The organism is Aeromonas sp. FDAARGOS 1417 (assembly GCF_019046985.1).
GTDB lineage: Bacteria > Pseudomonadota > Gammaproteobacteria > Enterobacterales > Aeromonadaceae > Aeromonas > Aeromonas veronii.
The window spans coordinates 4,561,732-4,576,181 of record NZ_CP077221.1 but is presented as its reverse complement, the minus strand read 5'-3'; the positions used below and the strand labels follow the sequence as shown (position 1 = coordinate 4,576,181).

Below are 14,450 nucleotides of genomic sequence, written 5' to 3'. Positions count from 1 at the left end.
AGCCTGAGCGCTGGTTTTTTCACCCTCTTCTGCCGCAATCGAGCCCTTTTTATGCCCCTCCCCTGCCGCCCTGCTGCCGCTCTGTGCCGCCACCATGACCACCCGCTGGCTTGGCCCCGAGTGATACCACTTGGTGACAAAAATAATGTTTTTGTTAGTACGTAGTTTTTAAGTGGTTTAATCAAAAATTCATCGAGTTATTGAAGTAACTCAATTTTTTCACTTTTTCAGGGGAGCAGAATAGCAACTAACCCTTTTGGGCTAAATAAAACAGACAATGACAATTCATGGTTCAGGCTACCCGCGGCAATATGGGTTGAATCACACGAGGTAACGGAATGATCTTGATGGAATTTTTAGTGGTACTCGGCTGCTTGCTGCTGGGTACCCGCTTTGGGGGCATGGGACTCGGTCTCATCAGTGGTATCGGTCTCTTCCTGCTGACCTTCGTCTTCGGCCTGGTGCCGGGCGAACCGCCTGTTCAGGTAATGCTGACCATTCTGGCGGTGATCGGCTGTGCCGCTACCCTGCAGACTGCCGGTGGCCTCAACCTGATGATGCAAGTGGCCGAGCGTCTGCTGCGCCGTCACCCGCAATACATCACTATCCTGGCGCCGCTCACGACCTGGACCCTCACCTTCCTGTGCGGTACCGGCCACGTGGTCTACACCATGTTCCCCATCATCGCTGACATTGCGCTGCAGAAGAACATCCGTCCCGAGCGTCCGATGGCCGTGGCCTCCGTTGCCTCCCAGATGGCCATCTGCGCCTCCCCGGTCTCCGTTGCCGTGGTCTCCATGGTCTCCATTCTGGCGGCCGGTCACGGTATCGGTCAGGCTTACGGCCTGCTCGACATCCTGATGATCGCCATCCCCTCCTCCCTGACCGGTGTCATCGTGGCGGCCCTGTGGAGCCTGCGTCGCGGCAAGGATCTGGACAAGGATGAAGAGTTCCAGGCCAAGATCAAAGACCCGGAGCAGCGTGCCTTCATCTACGGCGGTGGTGAAACTCTGCTCAACACCAAGTTCCCGAAAGAGGCATACTGGTCTACCTGGATCTTCTTCGCCGCCATCGCTGCCGTGGTATTGCTCGGTGCCAACGAAGGTCTGCGTCCGGTGTTCACCATCAAGGACAAAACTGGCCCGCTCTCCATGAACCTGGTGATCCAGATGATGATGCTGATCGCCGGTGCCATCATCCTGATGCGCTGCAAGGTCAAACCGGGCGAGATCGCCAACGGTGCCGTCTTCAAGGCAGGCATGGTCGCCATCTTCTCCGTATTCGGGGTGGCATGGATGAGTGAGACCTTCTTCCAGGCTCACATGCCGCTGCTCAAAGAGACTCTAGCCCATGTGGTACAGGCCCAACCCTGGACCTACGCCCTGGTGCTGTTCCTCATCTCCAAGCTGGTAAACAGCCAGGCCGCCGCCCTGACCGCCATCGCCCCCATGGGTCTGGCGCTGGGCGTGGAGCCGAAGCTGCTGATCGCCTTCCTGCCGGCGAGCTACGGCTACTTCGTGCTGCCGACCTACCCGAGCGATCTGGCCTGTATCGGTTTCGACCGCTCCGGCACCACCCGCATCGGCAAGTTCATCATCAACCACAGCTTCATCATTCCGGGGCTGATCGGGGTGGTGACCTCCTGCTCGCTGGGCTTTATCCTCACCAGCATCCTGCTCTAATCGCAGCGGCGTTTACCACGCTATTGCAATACAGGCCCCCGCTTCGGGGGCCTGCTTTTTTCCCCGCTCCGTTACCTCAACCACTTCCCCGCCGCCATTTCCGGACACTATGCCTTTACCTCTGCCCCCGCCGCTGGGTAGCATGCCCCTTCGTTCACCACTGGAATCTCATCCATGTCTCGCGTCATCCTGCTCTGGAGCGGTGGCAAAGATGCCATGCTGGCCCTCTGTCATGCCCGCCAAGCGGGCCATCAGGTGGTGGCACTGGCCACCTTTGCGCCGCCAGAGCCCCGATTTCTGGCTCACCCCTTGCCGCTGGTGCGCCGTCAGGCGGAAGCCCTCGGGCTGCCCCATTTGCTGGTCACCATAGAAGCGCCGTTCGATCTCGGTTATGAGCGGGCACTGGCGCGGCTCAAGGAGGAGTGGCAACTCGATGGCGTGGTGACCGGCGATATCGACAGCGTGGGCGGTGCGTCTAACTGGATCCGCGAACGCTGCCAGCCGCTGGGTCTCACCGTCCATACCCCGCTCTGGCAGCAATCTCGCCAAGCCTTGCTGGCGGATATGCTGGCACGCGGCATCATCGCCCACCTCTCCTGCGTCGATACCCGGGTACTGGCCCCCGAGTGGACTGGGCGCCCCCTTGATGCCGCCACCCTCTGCGAGCTACAACAACTGGCCGAGCGCGAGGGCTTCGATGCCTGCGGCGAGCAAGGGGAGTACCACACCATGGTGACCGACGGCCCGGGCTTTGCCGCCCCGCTGCGCCTCGATGGCTGGCAGGTGGCGCGCCAGGATCATCTGGCCTATCTGGCCGAGCCACAGGGGTAACGGCCTCAGGCGATCTGGCACGCTCGTTCAGGGACACGCGAAAAATCGAGAAAAAAAACGGGAGGCTACAGCCTCCCGTTTGGATTTGAGCGGACCAGTTTTGAGCGGGCCATGACGACCCGAACAAGGGATAAACCGGCTTATTTCACCAGCTTGCCCAGCACCCGCTGCAGCAGGCGGATGCGCGGCTCGATGCTCTCCAGCAGCAGGAACTCCGCCTCCGAGTGGAAACCGCCCCCCATGGGGCCGAAGCCATCCAGCGACGGCACCCCTGCGGCGGCGGTGAAGTTGGCATCCGAGCCGCCACCGGCCTCCAGCCAGTTGAAGGGGATCCCCTCCTCTTTGGCTGCCACCTCTACCAGCGCCATAAGCACCTCTGTGTCACCGCTCGGGCGCATCGCCGGCTTGAAGGTCTGGCGATCCACCTCGACCCGACAACCGGCGAGGAAGGGGTTGTTGGCCATAAAGGTGAGCCGGTCGTGCACCGCTGCGGCCTCTTCGTTGCTCCAGAAGCGCAAATCCACGATCGCCTCGGCAAAGTCCGGCACCACGTTGACACCGGTGCCGCCCTGTACCACGCCAACGTTCATGGTGGTGCCCGTGGTCATGTTGACCTGCTCGTTGATGGCCAGCACCCAATGAGCGAGTTCTGTAATGGCAGAGACCCCTTCGGTCAGGGCCGAACCGGCGTGGGACGCCTTGCCGTGGAAGGTGATGCGGTACTTGGCATTGCCCTTGCGGGCGCTGATGAGATCTCCGCTCGGGCGAGCAGCCTCGGCCACCAGCACGCAGCCGCTCTGTTTGGCCTTCTCCACCAGCCAATCTTTCGACCAGGGGGAGCCAATCTCTTCGTCGCAGTTGTAGCAGACCAGCACCTTGAGCTTGGCAAGCAATGCCGGATCCATCTCTTTGAGGGCATACCAGATAGAGAGCAGGCCACTCTTCATGTCCGAGACGCCGGGACCAAAGGCTTGATTGCCTTCGATTTTCAGCGGGCGCTTGGCCGCCGTCCCCTCGGGGAAGACGGTATCCATGTGGCCGCACAGCATCACGTCGTAGTGATCGGCACCCGGCGCATTGGTGATCTCGAGGCAGGGGCCGCACTCGGCAGCGAACTGGTGGCGGGTCACCTGCCAGCCGATGGCCTCATATTTCTCGGTCATGATGTCGGCCACTTTCGCTACCCCGGCCGGGGTGCGAGTACCGCAATCGAGGTTGATGAGCGGAGCCAGATCGGCCAGATAGCTATCAAGGGAAAACGGGCTCTTTACAACTGTCATTATCTTCTCCATGCAACAATCAGCGTTGATGGCCGATCGTCTATTGCAACAATGCGACACAGTGAGAAAAAGGCGGGCAGCCATGCCACCCGCCCGACCGGTAAATTCCAAACACCACTTACATAACCCACATCACTACATGAACAGCAGATAGTTGAGGGTCAACGCCGTCAGCAGCGCCCCCGCCATCGGCACGCTGGTGCGCTTGACCACGGTAAAGGGCGATACCTTGGCAATCCCCGCACAGGCGATCAGTACCGCAGCGATGGGGGAGACGGTGCGGCCGATACTGGAAGCGAGCTGCATCGGCAGCAGCATGGTCACCGCAGGTACGCCGAACTTGGCCGCCACCGCCGGTGCCAGGGTCGAGAAGCTGAGGAACGCCGCGTTGCCGGAGCCCATGATGACCGCCGCCACCATGATCAGCGCCACCATCACCAGGGTCATCAGACCGCTGCCGATACCGGCATTGCTGGCAGAGTGCAGCAAGGTATCGATGGCGCCGATGGCCTTGAGGGATTCGGCAAACAGCTCGGCACAGACGATGAGCGCCACCACGGGGCCAAACACCTTGCCCATACCATCGAGGAAGCTCGACAGCCCGGCAAATGCGGTACGCACCGAGCGGCTACGCAGCAGCTCGCACAGCATGCCGATAAAGACCGACAGCAGCATGGCCACCTCCACGCTCATCTTGATGTCGCTCACCAGCAGCTTGGAGAAGGTCATCATCAGCACGAAGGGGATGATCGGCAGCAGGGCATACCAGGTAGGCGCCTGCACGCTCTCGGTGCCCTGCTCGTCCAGCTCGGCGTGATCGCCGCGATGGAGCGCAGGATCCCAGCCATCCTTGCGATCGCAGTGACGCTGCCAGAAGAAGTGCAGCACCATGGTCACCAGCAGCATGGGGGCCACCAGCCAGATCTGGTAGTCGACGAAATAGCTGGTCGGATCCATACCGGATTGACCGGCAGAGAAGATGGCGTTGGTCTGGGTTGGGCCAATTTCAAACGCCTGTGAGGTGGCGATGACGCCACAGGCGGAGGCCGGGCTGATGCCGAGGTTGCGCATCACCGGATACATGGTGACCATCAACAGCAGGCCAAGGCCGGTGGCGGAGGTAACGAACAGGGAGACAAAGACCGCCACCAGATAACAGATGGAGAGCATCAGGTAGCTGGACTGGATGCCTGCCACCGGTTTGACCGCCACCCGCACCAGCGCCTGGGAGGCCCCGATATGGGACATGTAGGTGGCAAAACCCGCCACCGCCATGATGGTGAGGCCAAGTCCCGCCGCGCGGTAGGAGAAGATCCCCTTGAACACTTCGAACAGGTCGAACAGGGCGAAACCGGTGCTCTTGTCAGCGGGGAGAATGGGGTGCAGCCCCAGCCAGTAGGCCACCGCAAAAATGGCCATGCCCGCCAGCGCCAGCACCGCCTGCGGGTTGTAATCCTTGATGATGCCGTAGACCACGGCGACCAGAACGAGCAAGACGAATAAAAGTTCCAATATTCACTCCTGATAAATTTATCGAAGAGCGAAATCTAGTGATCTGACCACTGTTTGCCTTTGATCCCTATCAATAAAGGTGCCGTCACCGTGATTCATTAGCATAATATGTCGGCCATGTAACAATTTTTCGTTATTTCAACTGCCGAAAAACCTTTATCACCCTATATCCGGGAATTGTGTGACGCGACTCCCCTCTTTTTTGCGTTGGATCAACATATGACGGCGCCGAACTGGCGAAGATGCGCTTCGACATATAGCGACCATTTCGCGCCGGAGAGAGTTATGACAAGCCAAGCCACCGCAGGTGCTTCGACCTGCGACTACAAGCTGTGGGACATCCTCGTCGAGTCTGCAAAGGAACGCACTACCATTCGTTACTCCAAACTGGCCAAGCAGGCCGGGCTGGAGCAGTGCCAGGATGAACTGCGCACCCTGCTGCAACGCATCCGCATGTACTGCACCGAAAACAACCTGCCGATCCTCTCCGCCATCGTGGTGGACGACGTGGGCAAATACACTGGCCTCTCTTCCAGCCTGCCTGATGCACCCTGGGAACGGGCCCGGGTCTTTGACCATGAGTGGACCACCCTGCACTGATTGAGGTGCTTGATGATGCCGACCAAAACGCGCCCGCTGGCGCGTTTTGGCTATCTGGCGTTTGCCCCCTTCTCTTTTTCTCCTGCAATAGTCGATCTTCTCCCGCAATACCCAACCCCATCGGGCACGCCAGCCCCACTGCTTCTGACCTTGTGCTCAAAATCGCCGTTCAGGTGTGACCAGTTCCGGTAAAACCCGCGAGCCAGACCATCGGCGTTGCCATGGGATTGCCACAATGCCAGAATCGGGCCCTTGCACTCTGTTGATTCGGATTTTCGGGCACGGCCACGGCCAGCGCCCACAAGAGAAGGACTCCCCATGGCCATCACCCTCTATGGCATCAAGAACTGCAGATATTATTGTTGAAAGTACCGAGCTGGTGATACAAAAAAGCCCAAGCTAGGCTCGGGCTAAAGACTCAAAAGCTACTGTTTCTCATCGTCTTTCTGACCATCTCCAATAATCATCTCGGGTTTCGAACGATGAATCCTATCAATCAGGAAGTGCATTCCTAAAACCGTCGTGAACAATATATTCCAAAGAGTTAAGAGATAGAGTGTCGCTAGAACCATTTTCCAAAAAGGATACTCTATGCAGAAGCTATGTATTGTTCCTGACGCTAACTGTACCAAGCCACCAGCGAAGTACATTGCAATGCTCATGAATGCAAGATAACCAAATAGGTAACTCAGGAAACTGCGTCTGCTCAGAGCTAAACCACGCAATTTGGGTCTATCAGACCCTTCCATGAGATCATCCATGCCCTCACGGTTAAAGGTTGCCACAGCAGCCATTGAAGCAATGTAAAAACCAGATAATATCTGCAAAATCCCATTTGATAGAGAAATGATGCTGTCTTTTCCGATAAATGAAATCGGTTGTGGCAGAAAAACGTAAATCACCAGAATGCTCATCGCGGCAAAAATCAGCGGTAAGCCAAAATCGAACCACCTTTTCTCGGTGCTCGATATCAACACATAGTGCAGCGGCTTTAAGAGCTTATCCACGACAAACATAAATCACCTTTTCTTAAGTATTTTCAACATCTTATGATTAAGATCTGGATGAATTGAGTCTTGGCAATGCAGAATTTGTTCTGACAGAACAACATGCTCTGTCCTCACAAAGCTAGATGCAAGGTAATCATCTCGTCTCGCATCCAATTGAATTCCTTTTCTCCGTTTATCACCATCCTCGTACATCAAACGTAGCCCTGTGTACTCGGTATTTTGAAAATGACCTACTGTTTTTCTCACTAATGCCATTGCTTTTTCTGCACGAGTTTTTGGCGTTTTGATCATCAGCCGAGTTTCTTCGACCCTCAAGTCTCCATCATCATCCAAAACAGCATTCTTTGACTTTTGCACTACAGTGAACCCCAACAGCCAGCCATCTTTTAAGCAATCAGAAATACTTTGGCCTGCTAATGGCTGCAATGAAATGCTAGGTCGACATTTAACCGTAGAGCGTTTACTACCGTTAACTCGTTCAAACTCAAGTGATACAGCATCCGCCATGAAAGATGTCATACAGGCACCGATCAGCGTCTTCGTGACTCCGGGGACCTCCTCAAAAACAGCGGCGTAAATGTCTGAAAATGAAGCATTTATTGGATCAAGAGCAATTACGAGATGTGCCGTTGCTGCCACTCCCTCACCATCACCTTTTTTCACTACTCGTGATTCACCAGTAGCAAGTTTTGCAAACGCAGGGTCGGAAACACCGCTATCAGACAACTGGAAAAGCAGCGTAAGAGCATTCGGATCAGATACATCATAACTAATGATGCGTAAGACTGATTTTTCATTGTTAAACGGGTATACAGCTTTACCGCTATCAATCAGCTTGATGAAAAATGGCAAGCATTTTCTCAGGGGCATATCTGGAGCATCTTTGGGAATCCGCCCCATTTCTAGCTCACAATCAATCACATAGCGACTATAGTCATCAAGCAGCATTCTGTATCCGTTCCAAAAAGTTAATGGTTGGGCAAGTGTATATCCATGTAAAAGCTATGGAAAGCAAACTATAAGGGCTACATGGAGCCCTTAACGATACGATGCACACTTGAACCGCTAATCCCTAAACGTCTAGCTATCGCAGCTTTTGGTTGTCCTTGTGAAACCAAATACAGCACTTCATCACGCTTCTCCATAGCTGTCGGCTTCCGGCCCTTGTAGACCCCTTTTGCCTTCGCCAAGGCGATCCCTTCCGCCTGACGCTCCAGCATTATTTCCCGCTCGAACGTGGCGATGGCTCCGATCATGGTCAGCATCAACTTGCCCGTTGGTGTCGCCGTGTCGATGCCCAGATTTTGGATCTGCAATGTTACCCCTTTGGCGTGTAGCTGGTCTGTGACCTCCAGCAAGTGACGGGTGTTTCGAGCGAGTCGATCCAGTTTTGTCACTTTTAGCACGTCTCCAGAGCGGACGAATTCGAGCATTGCCTGTAGTTGCGGCCTATCCGTCTTGCTACCGCTGACCTTCTCGTTAAAGACTTTTTCGCACCCCGCCAGAGCTGTCAGTTGCTGCTCCAGCGATTGCCCCGTGGTCGAGACACGGGCATACCCGATGATTGCCATGATGGCCTCCCAATAGGCTCAAGACCCTGCAAGAAAAACGTGTCAAAACTCGAAAACCAACCCGTGTGACAGGGGTTGCCGGGGGGCTTCCGGTCTGTCACACGGGCATGGTCTATTGAGCGTCCGGCTCCTTCGGCGGAGGCGGCGGTGTCTGCATCGAGTTGACGGCTTCCTTAATGAGGACGCCCAAGGCTGCCAGCAGTGCCGCCTCCAACGCTTTCAGTAACGGGTTTCCTTGCTGCTCATTCATACGCCTGCTCCTTGCTGGATGGCTCCCGACAAGGGGCCAGATGTGATGTATTCCATGGGATTCTCCTATGGTGTTGGTCTCATCTGGCTTATACCGGCGTTTGGTCTGAATGTTGCCTGCTCGTTTTCCTTGTGCTGGTGGGGTTTGGGATTGTTTTTGCCGGGCAATCAACCGGGCAAGATCGTTGCAATCTTCTCGAAATCTCTCCTTTGGGTGGCTGGTAAGCTCCCCCCTCGGTGCAGTAAATAGATAAGAGTCAGAGTAACTAAACGGGTATATATATCGGGCTGGAACAGCTGGAACACCAGACACATACCGCCGAAAAGCCCATGAACACGCTGTCGGATGTGTCGATGAGACTCAAATCGACCAGACACATCACCCCGAAATGTGTCGATTGGCAGTCACTCGCGGCGGGGTCAGACGGTGATATGCCAGATTACCGCTATGCCTCTGACTCAACCGCCAGTCAAGCCGCTCTGCAATCGCTTTAAGGTCTCGTCCCGGCTGAGCTGGATATCGTAGATACCCGGCTGGATCGCAGGTATAAGCACTCTGGGCAGAATCTCGCGTTATATCAAGATGTCGGCCATCGCCCGGCTCTGCCATAGCCATCAACAGCCCTTGCAGGTACTCCTCCACGCTTAGGATGCGTCCCTGAGCACGACAGATGGTGGCCCACAGCTCTTGTTCCTCGTGCCGTATCCTGAGCGGTCTGAGGCCCGTCTGCTGCTCGATGTAGGCATCACGCTGGTGGTCTGCTTGGCGGTTCGCTGGCTCCAGATGATAGGCTTCATCAAACTCCAGCAAGTACACCTCCTGCCGGATCGGTTTGTCAAAATACTTTCCGTCTGGGTCGAACCACTGCAAATCGACTCGGAAATCTATTCGGTAAGGGCCGCAAGAGAATTGCGGGATCACTTCGATTCGCAAACCCGGCTGCTGTTCTTCAAAATAAGCACGCAGCGACACTAGGTACTCTGTGTAAAATGCTGCCTCATAGCGGCTCTGACCTTCCTCTCGTGGTAATGATTGTCCGGTCAACCGCTCGATTTCCGCTATCAACACTGCGTTCAGGTGAAAGCTGGGGCCATAGGTCAACACAGCCAAGGCTTGTAAGGGAGTCCACGTCCCCAATCCATTACCGGGTTCGGGAATCTCCGGCAGGTCAAGCCCCTGCACCTGCCGGAGGTTGGCGATTGCCCGCCTGACGTACTGACTGTAACGCCCATTGAAGCCAGGTATCTGTGACAGCAATGCTCTTGGGTCGATGATCCCCTGTGAATGGTGCCCAACAAAGATACCTACCACGCCAAACTCCCCTTGCAATGCCTTCACTTTGACTCTTGTAAACTCAAATCCTCGAACTCATCATCCAGACCGCTTGACACATCTTTCCGGTGGAGAGCGTATTCCTCAATCTCCCCCTTCACCCACGCAGCATCAATGTAGGGAGCTTCCGAGGTTGTCCTTAACAACTCCTCCCCGCAGAGATCTCTAACGCTACTGCCTGCCAGCTTGGGTTTGAAAGCTTGCTCTAGCATGAATTGATCATCTAACCCCTTGAATACTGCGGCTAGATCATAACCATCGTAGCTAAATTTGATCTCTTTCAGCACTGCTTTTAATTGGCTATTAAATAGTTGACGTTGCTCCGTGCTGATCAGTTCCTCTGGTTTCAGTAGATTGAGAATTGTTTTTTCTGACAACTCAAGACTCATGAGCTCGTTTTCAAGTTCGCGTATTTTTTCTTCTAAGACTTTGCAGCTAGCTTTGCTCTTTACAAATGCGTTTCGAAAAGTAGCATCATCGTCAAAATCTAATATGGATTGAGCAGCTTTATCTTTCTTTCTACTCTCAACATCTAATTGAGTCCTCAATGTTGCTAACTGTTCTTGAAGAGATAAAAACTTCTCATTCTCCCCCACCCGTCTTTGCATTACTTCTGATAGGATACTAACTGCTTGTAATAACTGAGGCTCAACTTTGTCATAGAGCATGTTTGGCAGATTACACCCTGTAATATTCTGCTTAGGACAAACAAGATAGTTACGAGGGCTCCCTGCTCGCCCTTTATTTTGGTAGCGTAACGATTCTCCACACTGGCAACGCAGTATACCGCTAAAGAGGTTGTTATAAGTGCCTTTCCGATAAGAACCACTATGATTATTTCTCTGGTTGATAAGATGCTTCACTTCATTGAATAACATAGGTTCGACTATCGCCGGATAATATCCCCAAATAGGGTCTCCCTCCGGAATCCGCTTACCATCCTTTATTTGATGTGGATGAAACACTCCGATCACAGATTCACTCTTGATAACCGCCTGAATGCCTGCGGGACGCCAGTCAGCTTTTTTTCCAAAAGTCTTATAGCCCTTCTCCAGAAAGATCTTGGCTATTTGCTCGTAGCCACAGCCGGACTTTGCCAGCTCAAACATCTCGTTCACGACTTTGACTCGTTCAGGGATAGCAATAATCTTGCCCTCCTCTAATTTCAGCCATGAAGGTAAGCGAGAGTTTTTCATCACTTGGTTATTCTCTCTAGCGTGCTTGCGACCATTCTCCCAAGCCTCACTACTCCTTTTACTTTTTGTTTTAGACTCGTCATTGGCTCGTGCCATACTAACGATTGAAACAAGTAGCGATGTTATGTCCACAGCCCCACTTTTATAAACTCGCCCATCAATAAGGGTTACAATCACAATTCCCAAACCAATCATCTCTAGGAATTGGCGTAACGCGTCCTCAATTGCTTGCCTACTTAGGCGATCAACCGATTCGACCAACAGGTAAGATCCTTCCTTAATCTTCCCATCCTTCACTGCATCAATGAAACGCCCCAGAGCTCCATTAGTTCGATTGCTCCCCCTGTAGGCACTCACCCCAAAATCCTCAAGTGCTTTATCACTAAGTTGTAGTTGATGCTTTTGGCAGTATTCCGTAGCAAGCTCCAACTGACGTCGGTAGCTGTCCCCTTGTGCCTGTTTTGGGGTACTGAATCGAATGTAGGAATAGGCTTTTGGGGAACGGCTCATGGCAACACCTTTACATTGGCCCACATTCAAGAACTGACGAACAAGGCAGAAAGACAAGATGAGATAAGCCTATCAGGATCTCGGCACTTCTAACAATATCAATGTGAATTTTTTTTACCGAATCACTCTCGTGTCCGCCAATGCACACCATCCACCGTGGTGGCTAACCCAAGGCAGCCTCGTTTTCATACGTGCAGATCGTCTGTATGCTACAGCCCATCAAACGGAACACGGTGAACCCCATGGAAAACAAGACCGAATGCAAAGTCGTTCTCTACGGCATTTCCCCCAAAAACTGTGACACCATCAAGAAAGCCCGCAAGTGGCTGGATGAGGCCGGTATCGACTACCGCTTTCACGACCACCGCGCCGATGGTCTGAACCCGGACGATCTGGACAGCTGGCTGGCAAAACTCGGCTGGGAAGCACTGCTCAACAGTCGCGGTACCACCTTCCGCGCCCTGCCGGATGAGGCCAAACAGGGGCTCGACACCGCCAAGGCGCGCGCCCTGCTGCTGGAACATCCGGCCATGATCAAGCGCCCGCTGCTGGACCGTGACGGCGAACTGACCCTGGGTTTCAAGGCTGATCACTACCAATCCCTCTTCTCCCGTTAAGGACAACTAAGGACAACTGATGTCGGATGTCATCGCACTGGCCAAGGATCTGATCCGCCGCCCCTCCGTTACCCCCCTCGATGAAGGGTGCCAGACCCTGATGGCGGAGCGCCTCGCCAGGATCGGATTCGTTATCGAGCCCATGGTGTTTGAGGACACCACCAACCTCTGGGCCCGTCGTGGCAGCGAGGGGCCGCTGTTCTGCTTCGCCGGTCACACCGACGTGGTGCCCGCCGGGCCGCTGGACAAATGGCACACCCCGCCGTTCGAGCCGACCATCAAGGATGGCTTGCTCTATGGCCGCGGTGCCGCCGATATGAAGGGCTCGCTGGCTTCCATGGTGGTGGCGGTCGAGCGCTTCGTGGCCGAGCATCCGGATCACACCGGGTCCATCGCCTTTCTCATCACCTCCGATGAAGAGGGGCCCTTTATCAATGGCACCACCCGGGTGATCGACACCCTGGAGGCCCGCAACGAGAAGATCCGCTGGTGCATCGTCGGCGAGCCCTCCTCCACCGCCGTGGTCGGTGATGTGGTGAAGAACGGCCGCCGCGGCTCCATCACCGGCGATCTGCTGGTGCGCGGGGTGCAGGGCCATGTGGCCTATCCCCATCTGGCGGACAACCCCATCCACAAAGCCGCGCCAGCGCTGGCGGAACTCGCTGCCACCGTGTGGGATGAGGGCAATGCCTACTTCCCCCCCACCAGCTTCCAGATAGCCAACATTCATGCCGGCACCGGTGCCTCCAACGTCATTCCCGGTGAACTGCACGTCCAGTTCAACTTCCGCTTCAGCACCGAACTGACCGACCTGGATATCCGCGAGCGGGTCGAGGCGCTGCTGGATAAACACGGCCTCGATTATCAGCTGAGCTGGACCCTCTCCGGCCAGCCGTTCCTCACCGACACCGGCGCGTTGCTCGATGCGGCCGTGGCGGCTATCGAGGCGGTGAACGGTCAGCGACCGGCCCTGCTCACCACCGGCGGCACCTCCGACGGGCGCTTTATCGCCCCCACCGGCGCCGAGGTGATTGAGCTTGGCCCCGTCAACGCCACTATTCACAAGGTGAACGAGTGCGTGAAGGCGGACGATCTGGATCTGCTGGCGGACATGTACCAAGGGGTGCTCGAGAGATTGCTGGCATGACGCAGGAACAACTGCTGGGGCTCGACGAGAGTCACCTTATTGTGGTGGGGCGCGGCCCCCATCGTCTGACCGCCGCCACCGCGGCGGCCTTCAATGACATGCAGGTGGCGGCCGCCTATGAGGGGTTCAACCTGCAGGCGGCCTCCAGCTGGCGCAGCTTCGAGCGCCAGCTCGCCATCTGGAATGGCAAGTGGTGCGGCGAACGGCCACTGCTCGATGCCAACAGCCAACCCATCGATGCCCTGCAACTAAGCGAGGTGGAGCGGCTGCACGCCATCCTGCGCTGGAGTGCCCTGCCCGGCACCAGCCGTCACCACTGGGGGACCGATCTCGATATCTACGACCCGGACTGCCTGCCCGCCGATGCCAAACTGGCACTGGAGCCCTGGGAGTATGAAGCCGAGGGCTGGTTTGCAGATCTCAGCGAGTGGCTCAGCGACCATATGAGCGACTTCGGCTTCTTCCTCCCTTATGCCAAGCCGGTCGGGGCAGAGAGCGGGGTCGCCTACGAGCCCTGGCATATCAGCTTTTCGCTGGAGTCCGATGAGCAGCGGCTCGATCCCGCGGCACTGGCACTTTGTCTGCAACAGGCGGATATTGAAGGCAAGTCGACCATATTGGCCAACCTTGATGAAATTTTGGCCCGTTATGTCACCACCTGTCCTGACGAAAGGAAAATCCCATGAATCTCTGGCTGTGGATAGGGTTGCCGCTGCTGTTCCTGCTCGGGCTGTTTCTCAATGCCATCAAAGACATGAAACGGCTGGAGAAGCAGTTGCCCAACTACAAGGACAAGATCCGCGAAGTGAAGGATGACGAGGACGACTGAATCCCGCCCCCATCCCGTGGGGAGCGCCCTTGTGCTCCCCTCTCCCTCTGCTGTGCCGTTTCGCTTTTCCCCGCCCTCTCCTC

15 protein-coding genes are annotated in these 14,450 nt (G+C 55.5%); 7 read left to right on the top strand and 8 right to left on the bottom strand.

Translation table 11 applies throughout. The features are described 5' to 3' along the window. Positions 1–338: 338 nt before the first annotated feature. Positions 339–1,682: an anaerobic C4-dicarboxylate transporter gene (locus I6L47_RS21285; protein ID WP_005337916.1), complete on the top strand. Its 1,344-nt coding sequence runs from the start codon at positions 339–341 to the stop codon at positions 1,680–1,682. Positions 1,683–1,856: 174 nt separating this feature from the next. Then, positions 1,857–2,513, top strand: coding sequence for an adenine nucleotide alpha hydrolase (locus I6L47_RS21280; RefSeq protein ID WP_129504359.1), 657 nt, complete (start codon positions 1,857–1,859; stop codon positions 2,511–2,513). A 140-nt stretch (positions 2,514–2,653) separates the two neighbouring features. Here I6L47_RS21280 and I6L47_RS21275 read toward each other — a convergent pair whose 3' ends face one another. Both I6L47_RS21275 and dcuC read right to left on the bottom strand, forming a co-directional pair. Next, positions 2,654–3,793: a M20 family metallopeptidase gene (locus I6L47_RS21275; protein ID WP_129504360.1), complete on the bottom strand. Its 1,140-nt coding sequence runs from the start codon at positions 3,791–3,793 to the stop codon at positions 2,654–2,656. Positions 3,794–3,928: 135 nt separating this feature from the next. Continuing rightward, positions 3,929–5,305: a C4-dicarboxylate transporter DcuC gene (gene dcuC, locus I6L47_RS21270; RefSeq protein WP_128836092.1), complete on the bottom strand. Its 1,377-nt coding sequence runs from the start codon at positions 5,303–5,305 to the stop codon at positions 3,929–3,931. A 285-nt stretch (positions 5,306–5,590) separates the two neighbouring features. Here dcuC and I6L47_RS21265 point away from each other — a divergent pair, with 285 nt between their 5' ends. After that, on the top strand, positions 5,591–5,905 hold the full coding sequence (locus tag I6L47_RS21265; RefSeq protein ID WP_005337929.1) for a hypothetical protein: 315 nt from the start codon (positions 5,591–5,593) through the stop codon (positions 5,903–5,905). A 425-nt stretch (positions 5,906–6,330) separates the two neighbouring features. On the opposite strand, the gene I6L47_RS21260 is transcribed toward I6L47_RS21265, so the two are convergent. From I6L47_RS21260 to I6L47_RS21235, 6 genes are all read right to left on the bottom strand, one after another. Beyond that, positions 6,331–6,921 (bottom strand): hypothetical protein, encoded by a 591-nt coding sequence (locus tag I6L47_RS21260; RefSeq protein ID WP_179903533.1) that lies wholly within the window; start codon positions 6,919–6,921, stop codon positions 6,331–6,333. Positions 6,922–6,924: 3 nt separating this feature from the next. Further along, positions 6,925–7,863, bottom strand: coding sequence for a hypothetical protein (locus I6L47_RS21255; RefSeq protein WP_134984411.1), 939 nt, complete (start codon positions 7,861–7,863; stop codon positions 6,925–6,927). Positions 7,864–7,940: 77 nt separating this feature from the next. Next, complete coding sequence (locus I6L47_RS21250; RefSeq protein WP_216948306.1) at positions 7,941–8,486, bottom strand: recombinase family protein; 546 nt, start codon at positions 8,484–8,486, stop codon at positions 7,941–7,943. A 112-nt stretch (positions 8,487–8,598) separates the two neighbouring features. Beyond that, positions 8,599–8,736 (bottom strand): hypothetical protein, encoded by a 138-nt coding sequence (locus I6L47_RS21245; RefSeq protein WP_010674054.1) that lies wholly within the window; start codon positions 8,734–8,736, stop codon positions 8,599–8,601. A gap of 378 nt (positions 8,737–9,114) precedes the next feature. After that, entirely contained in the window at positions 9,115–10,074 is a 960-nt protein-coding gene (locus I6L47_RS21240) for a hypothetical protein (protein WP_216948305.1), read from the bottom strand. Beyond that, entirely contained in the window at positions 10,071–11,774 is a 1,704-nt protein-coding gene (locus tag I6L47_RS21235; protein ID WP_216948304.1) for a recombinase family protein, read from the bottom strand. Before I6L47_RS21235 ends, I6L47_RS21240 begins: the two co-directional genes overlap by 4 nt. Positions 11,775–12,016: 242 nt before the next feature. On the opposite strand from I6L47_RS21235, the gene I6L47_RS21230 reads away from it, so the two are divergent. Genes I6L47_RS21230 through I6L47_RS21215 form a run of 4 tightly spaced genes read left to right on the top strand, consistent with a single transcriptional unit; the run spans position 12,017 to position 14,367 of the window. Continuing rightward, the gene (locus tag I6L47_RS21230) at positions 12,017–12,391 is read left to right on the top strand and encodes an ArsC family reductase (RefSeq protein WP_111901255.1); all 375 of its coding nucleotides are present in this window, start codon (positions 12,017–12,019) and stop codon (positions 12,389–12,391) included. A gap of 19 nt (positions 12,392–12,410) precedes the next feature. Next, on the top strand, positions 12,411–13,538 hold the full coding sequence (dapE, locus tag I6L47_RS21225; RefSeq protein WP_216948303.1) for a succinyl-diaminopimelate desuccinylase: 1,128 nt from the start codon (positions 12,411–12,413) through the stop codon (positions 13,536–13,538). Beyond that, positions 13,535–14,224, top strand: a complete 690-nt coding sequence (locus tag I6L47_RS21220; RefSeq protein ID WP_216948302.1) for a M15 family metallopeptidase — start codon at positions 13,535–13,537, stop codon at positions 14,222–14,224. The genes dapE and I6L47_RS21220 overlap by 4 nt, the downstream gene beginning before the upstream one ends. Next, positions 14,221–14,367 (top strand): hypothetical protein, encoded by a 147-nt coding sequence (locus I6L47_RS21215; RefSeq protein ID WP_005337933.1) that lies wholly within the window; start codon positions 14,221–14,223, stop codon positions 14,365–14,367. Before I6L47_RS21220 ends, I6L47_RS21215 begins: the two co-directional genes overlap by 4 nt. The last annotated feature ends 83 nt before the right edge of the window (positions 14,368–14,450 follow it).

Bases quoted from the DNA above. Each gene is read 5' to 3' on its own strand.
- I6L47_RS21260 (WP_179903533.1), bottom strand. From the start codon at position 6,921: ATGTTTGTCGTGGATAAGCTCTTAAAGCCGCTGCACTATGTGTTGATA.
- I6L47_RS21280 (WP_129504359.1), top strand. From the start codon at position 1,857: ATGTCTCGCGTCATCCTGCTCTGGAGCGGTGGCAAAGATGCCATGCTG.
- I6L47_RS21275 (WP_129504360.1), bottom strand. From the start codon at position 3,793: ATGACAGTTGTAAAGAGCCCGTTTTCCCTTGATAGCTATCTGGCCGAT.
- I6L47_RS21215 (WP_005337933.1), top strand. From the start codon at position 14,221: ATGAATCTCTGGCTGTGGATAGGGTTGCCGCTGCTGTTCCTGCTCGGG.
- I6L47_RS21245 (WP_010674054.1), bottom strand. From the start codon at position 8,736: ATGAATGAGCAGCAAGGAAACCCGTTACTGAAAGCGTTGGAGGCGGCA.
- I6L47_RS21285 (WP_005337916.1), top strand. From the start codon at position 339: ATGATCTTGATGGAATTTTTAGTGGTACTCGGCTGCTTGCTGCTGGGT.
- I6L47_RS21220 (WP_216948302.1), top strand. From the start codon at position 13,535: ATGACGCAGGAACAACTGCTGGGGCTCGACGAGAGTCACCTTATTGTG.
- I6L47_RS21230 (WP_111901255.1), top strand. From the start codon at position 12,017: ATGGAAAACAAGACCGAATGCAAAGTCGTTCTCTACGGCATTTCCCCC.
- dapE (WP_216948303.1), top strand. From the start codon at position 12,411: ATGTCGGATGTCATCGCACTGGCCAAGGATCTGATCCGCCGCCCCTCC.
- I6L47_RS21265 (WP_005337929.1), top strand. From the start codon at position 5,591: ATGACAAGCCAAGCCACCGCAGGTGCTTCGACCTGCGACTACAAGCTG.
- I6L47_RS21250 (WP_216948306.1), bottom strand. From the start codon at position 8,486: ATGGCAATCATCGGGTATGCCCGTGTCTCGACCACGGGGCAATCGCTG.
- I6L47_RS21255 (WP_134984411.1), bottom strand. From the start codon at position 7,863: ATGCTGCTTGATGACTATAGTCGCTATGTGATTGATTGTGAGCTAGAA.
- I6L47_RS21235 (WP_216948304.1), bottom strand. From the start codon at position 11,774: ATGAGCCGTTCCCCAAAAGCCTATTCCTACATTCGATTCAGTACCCCA.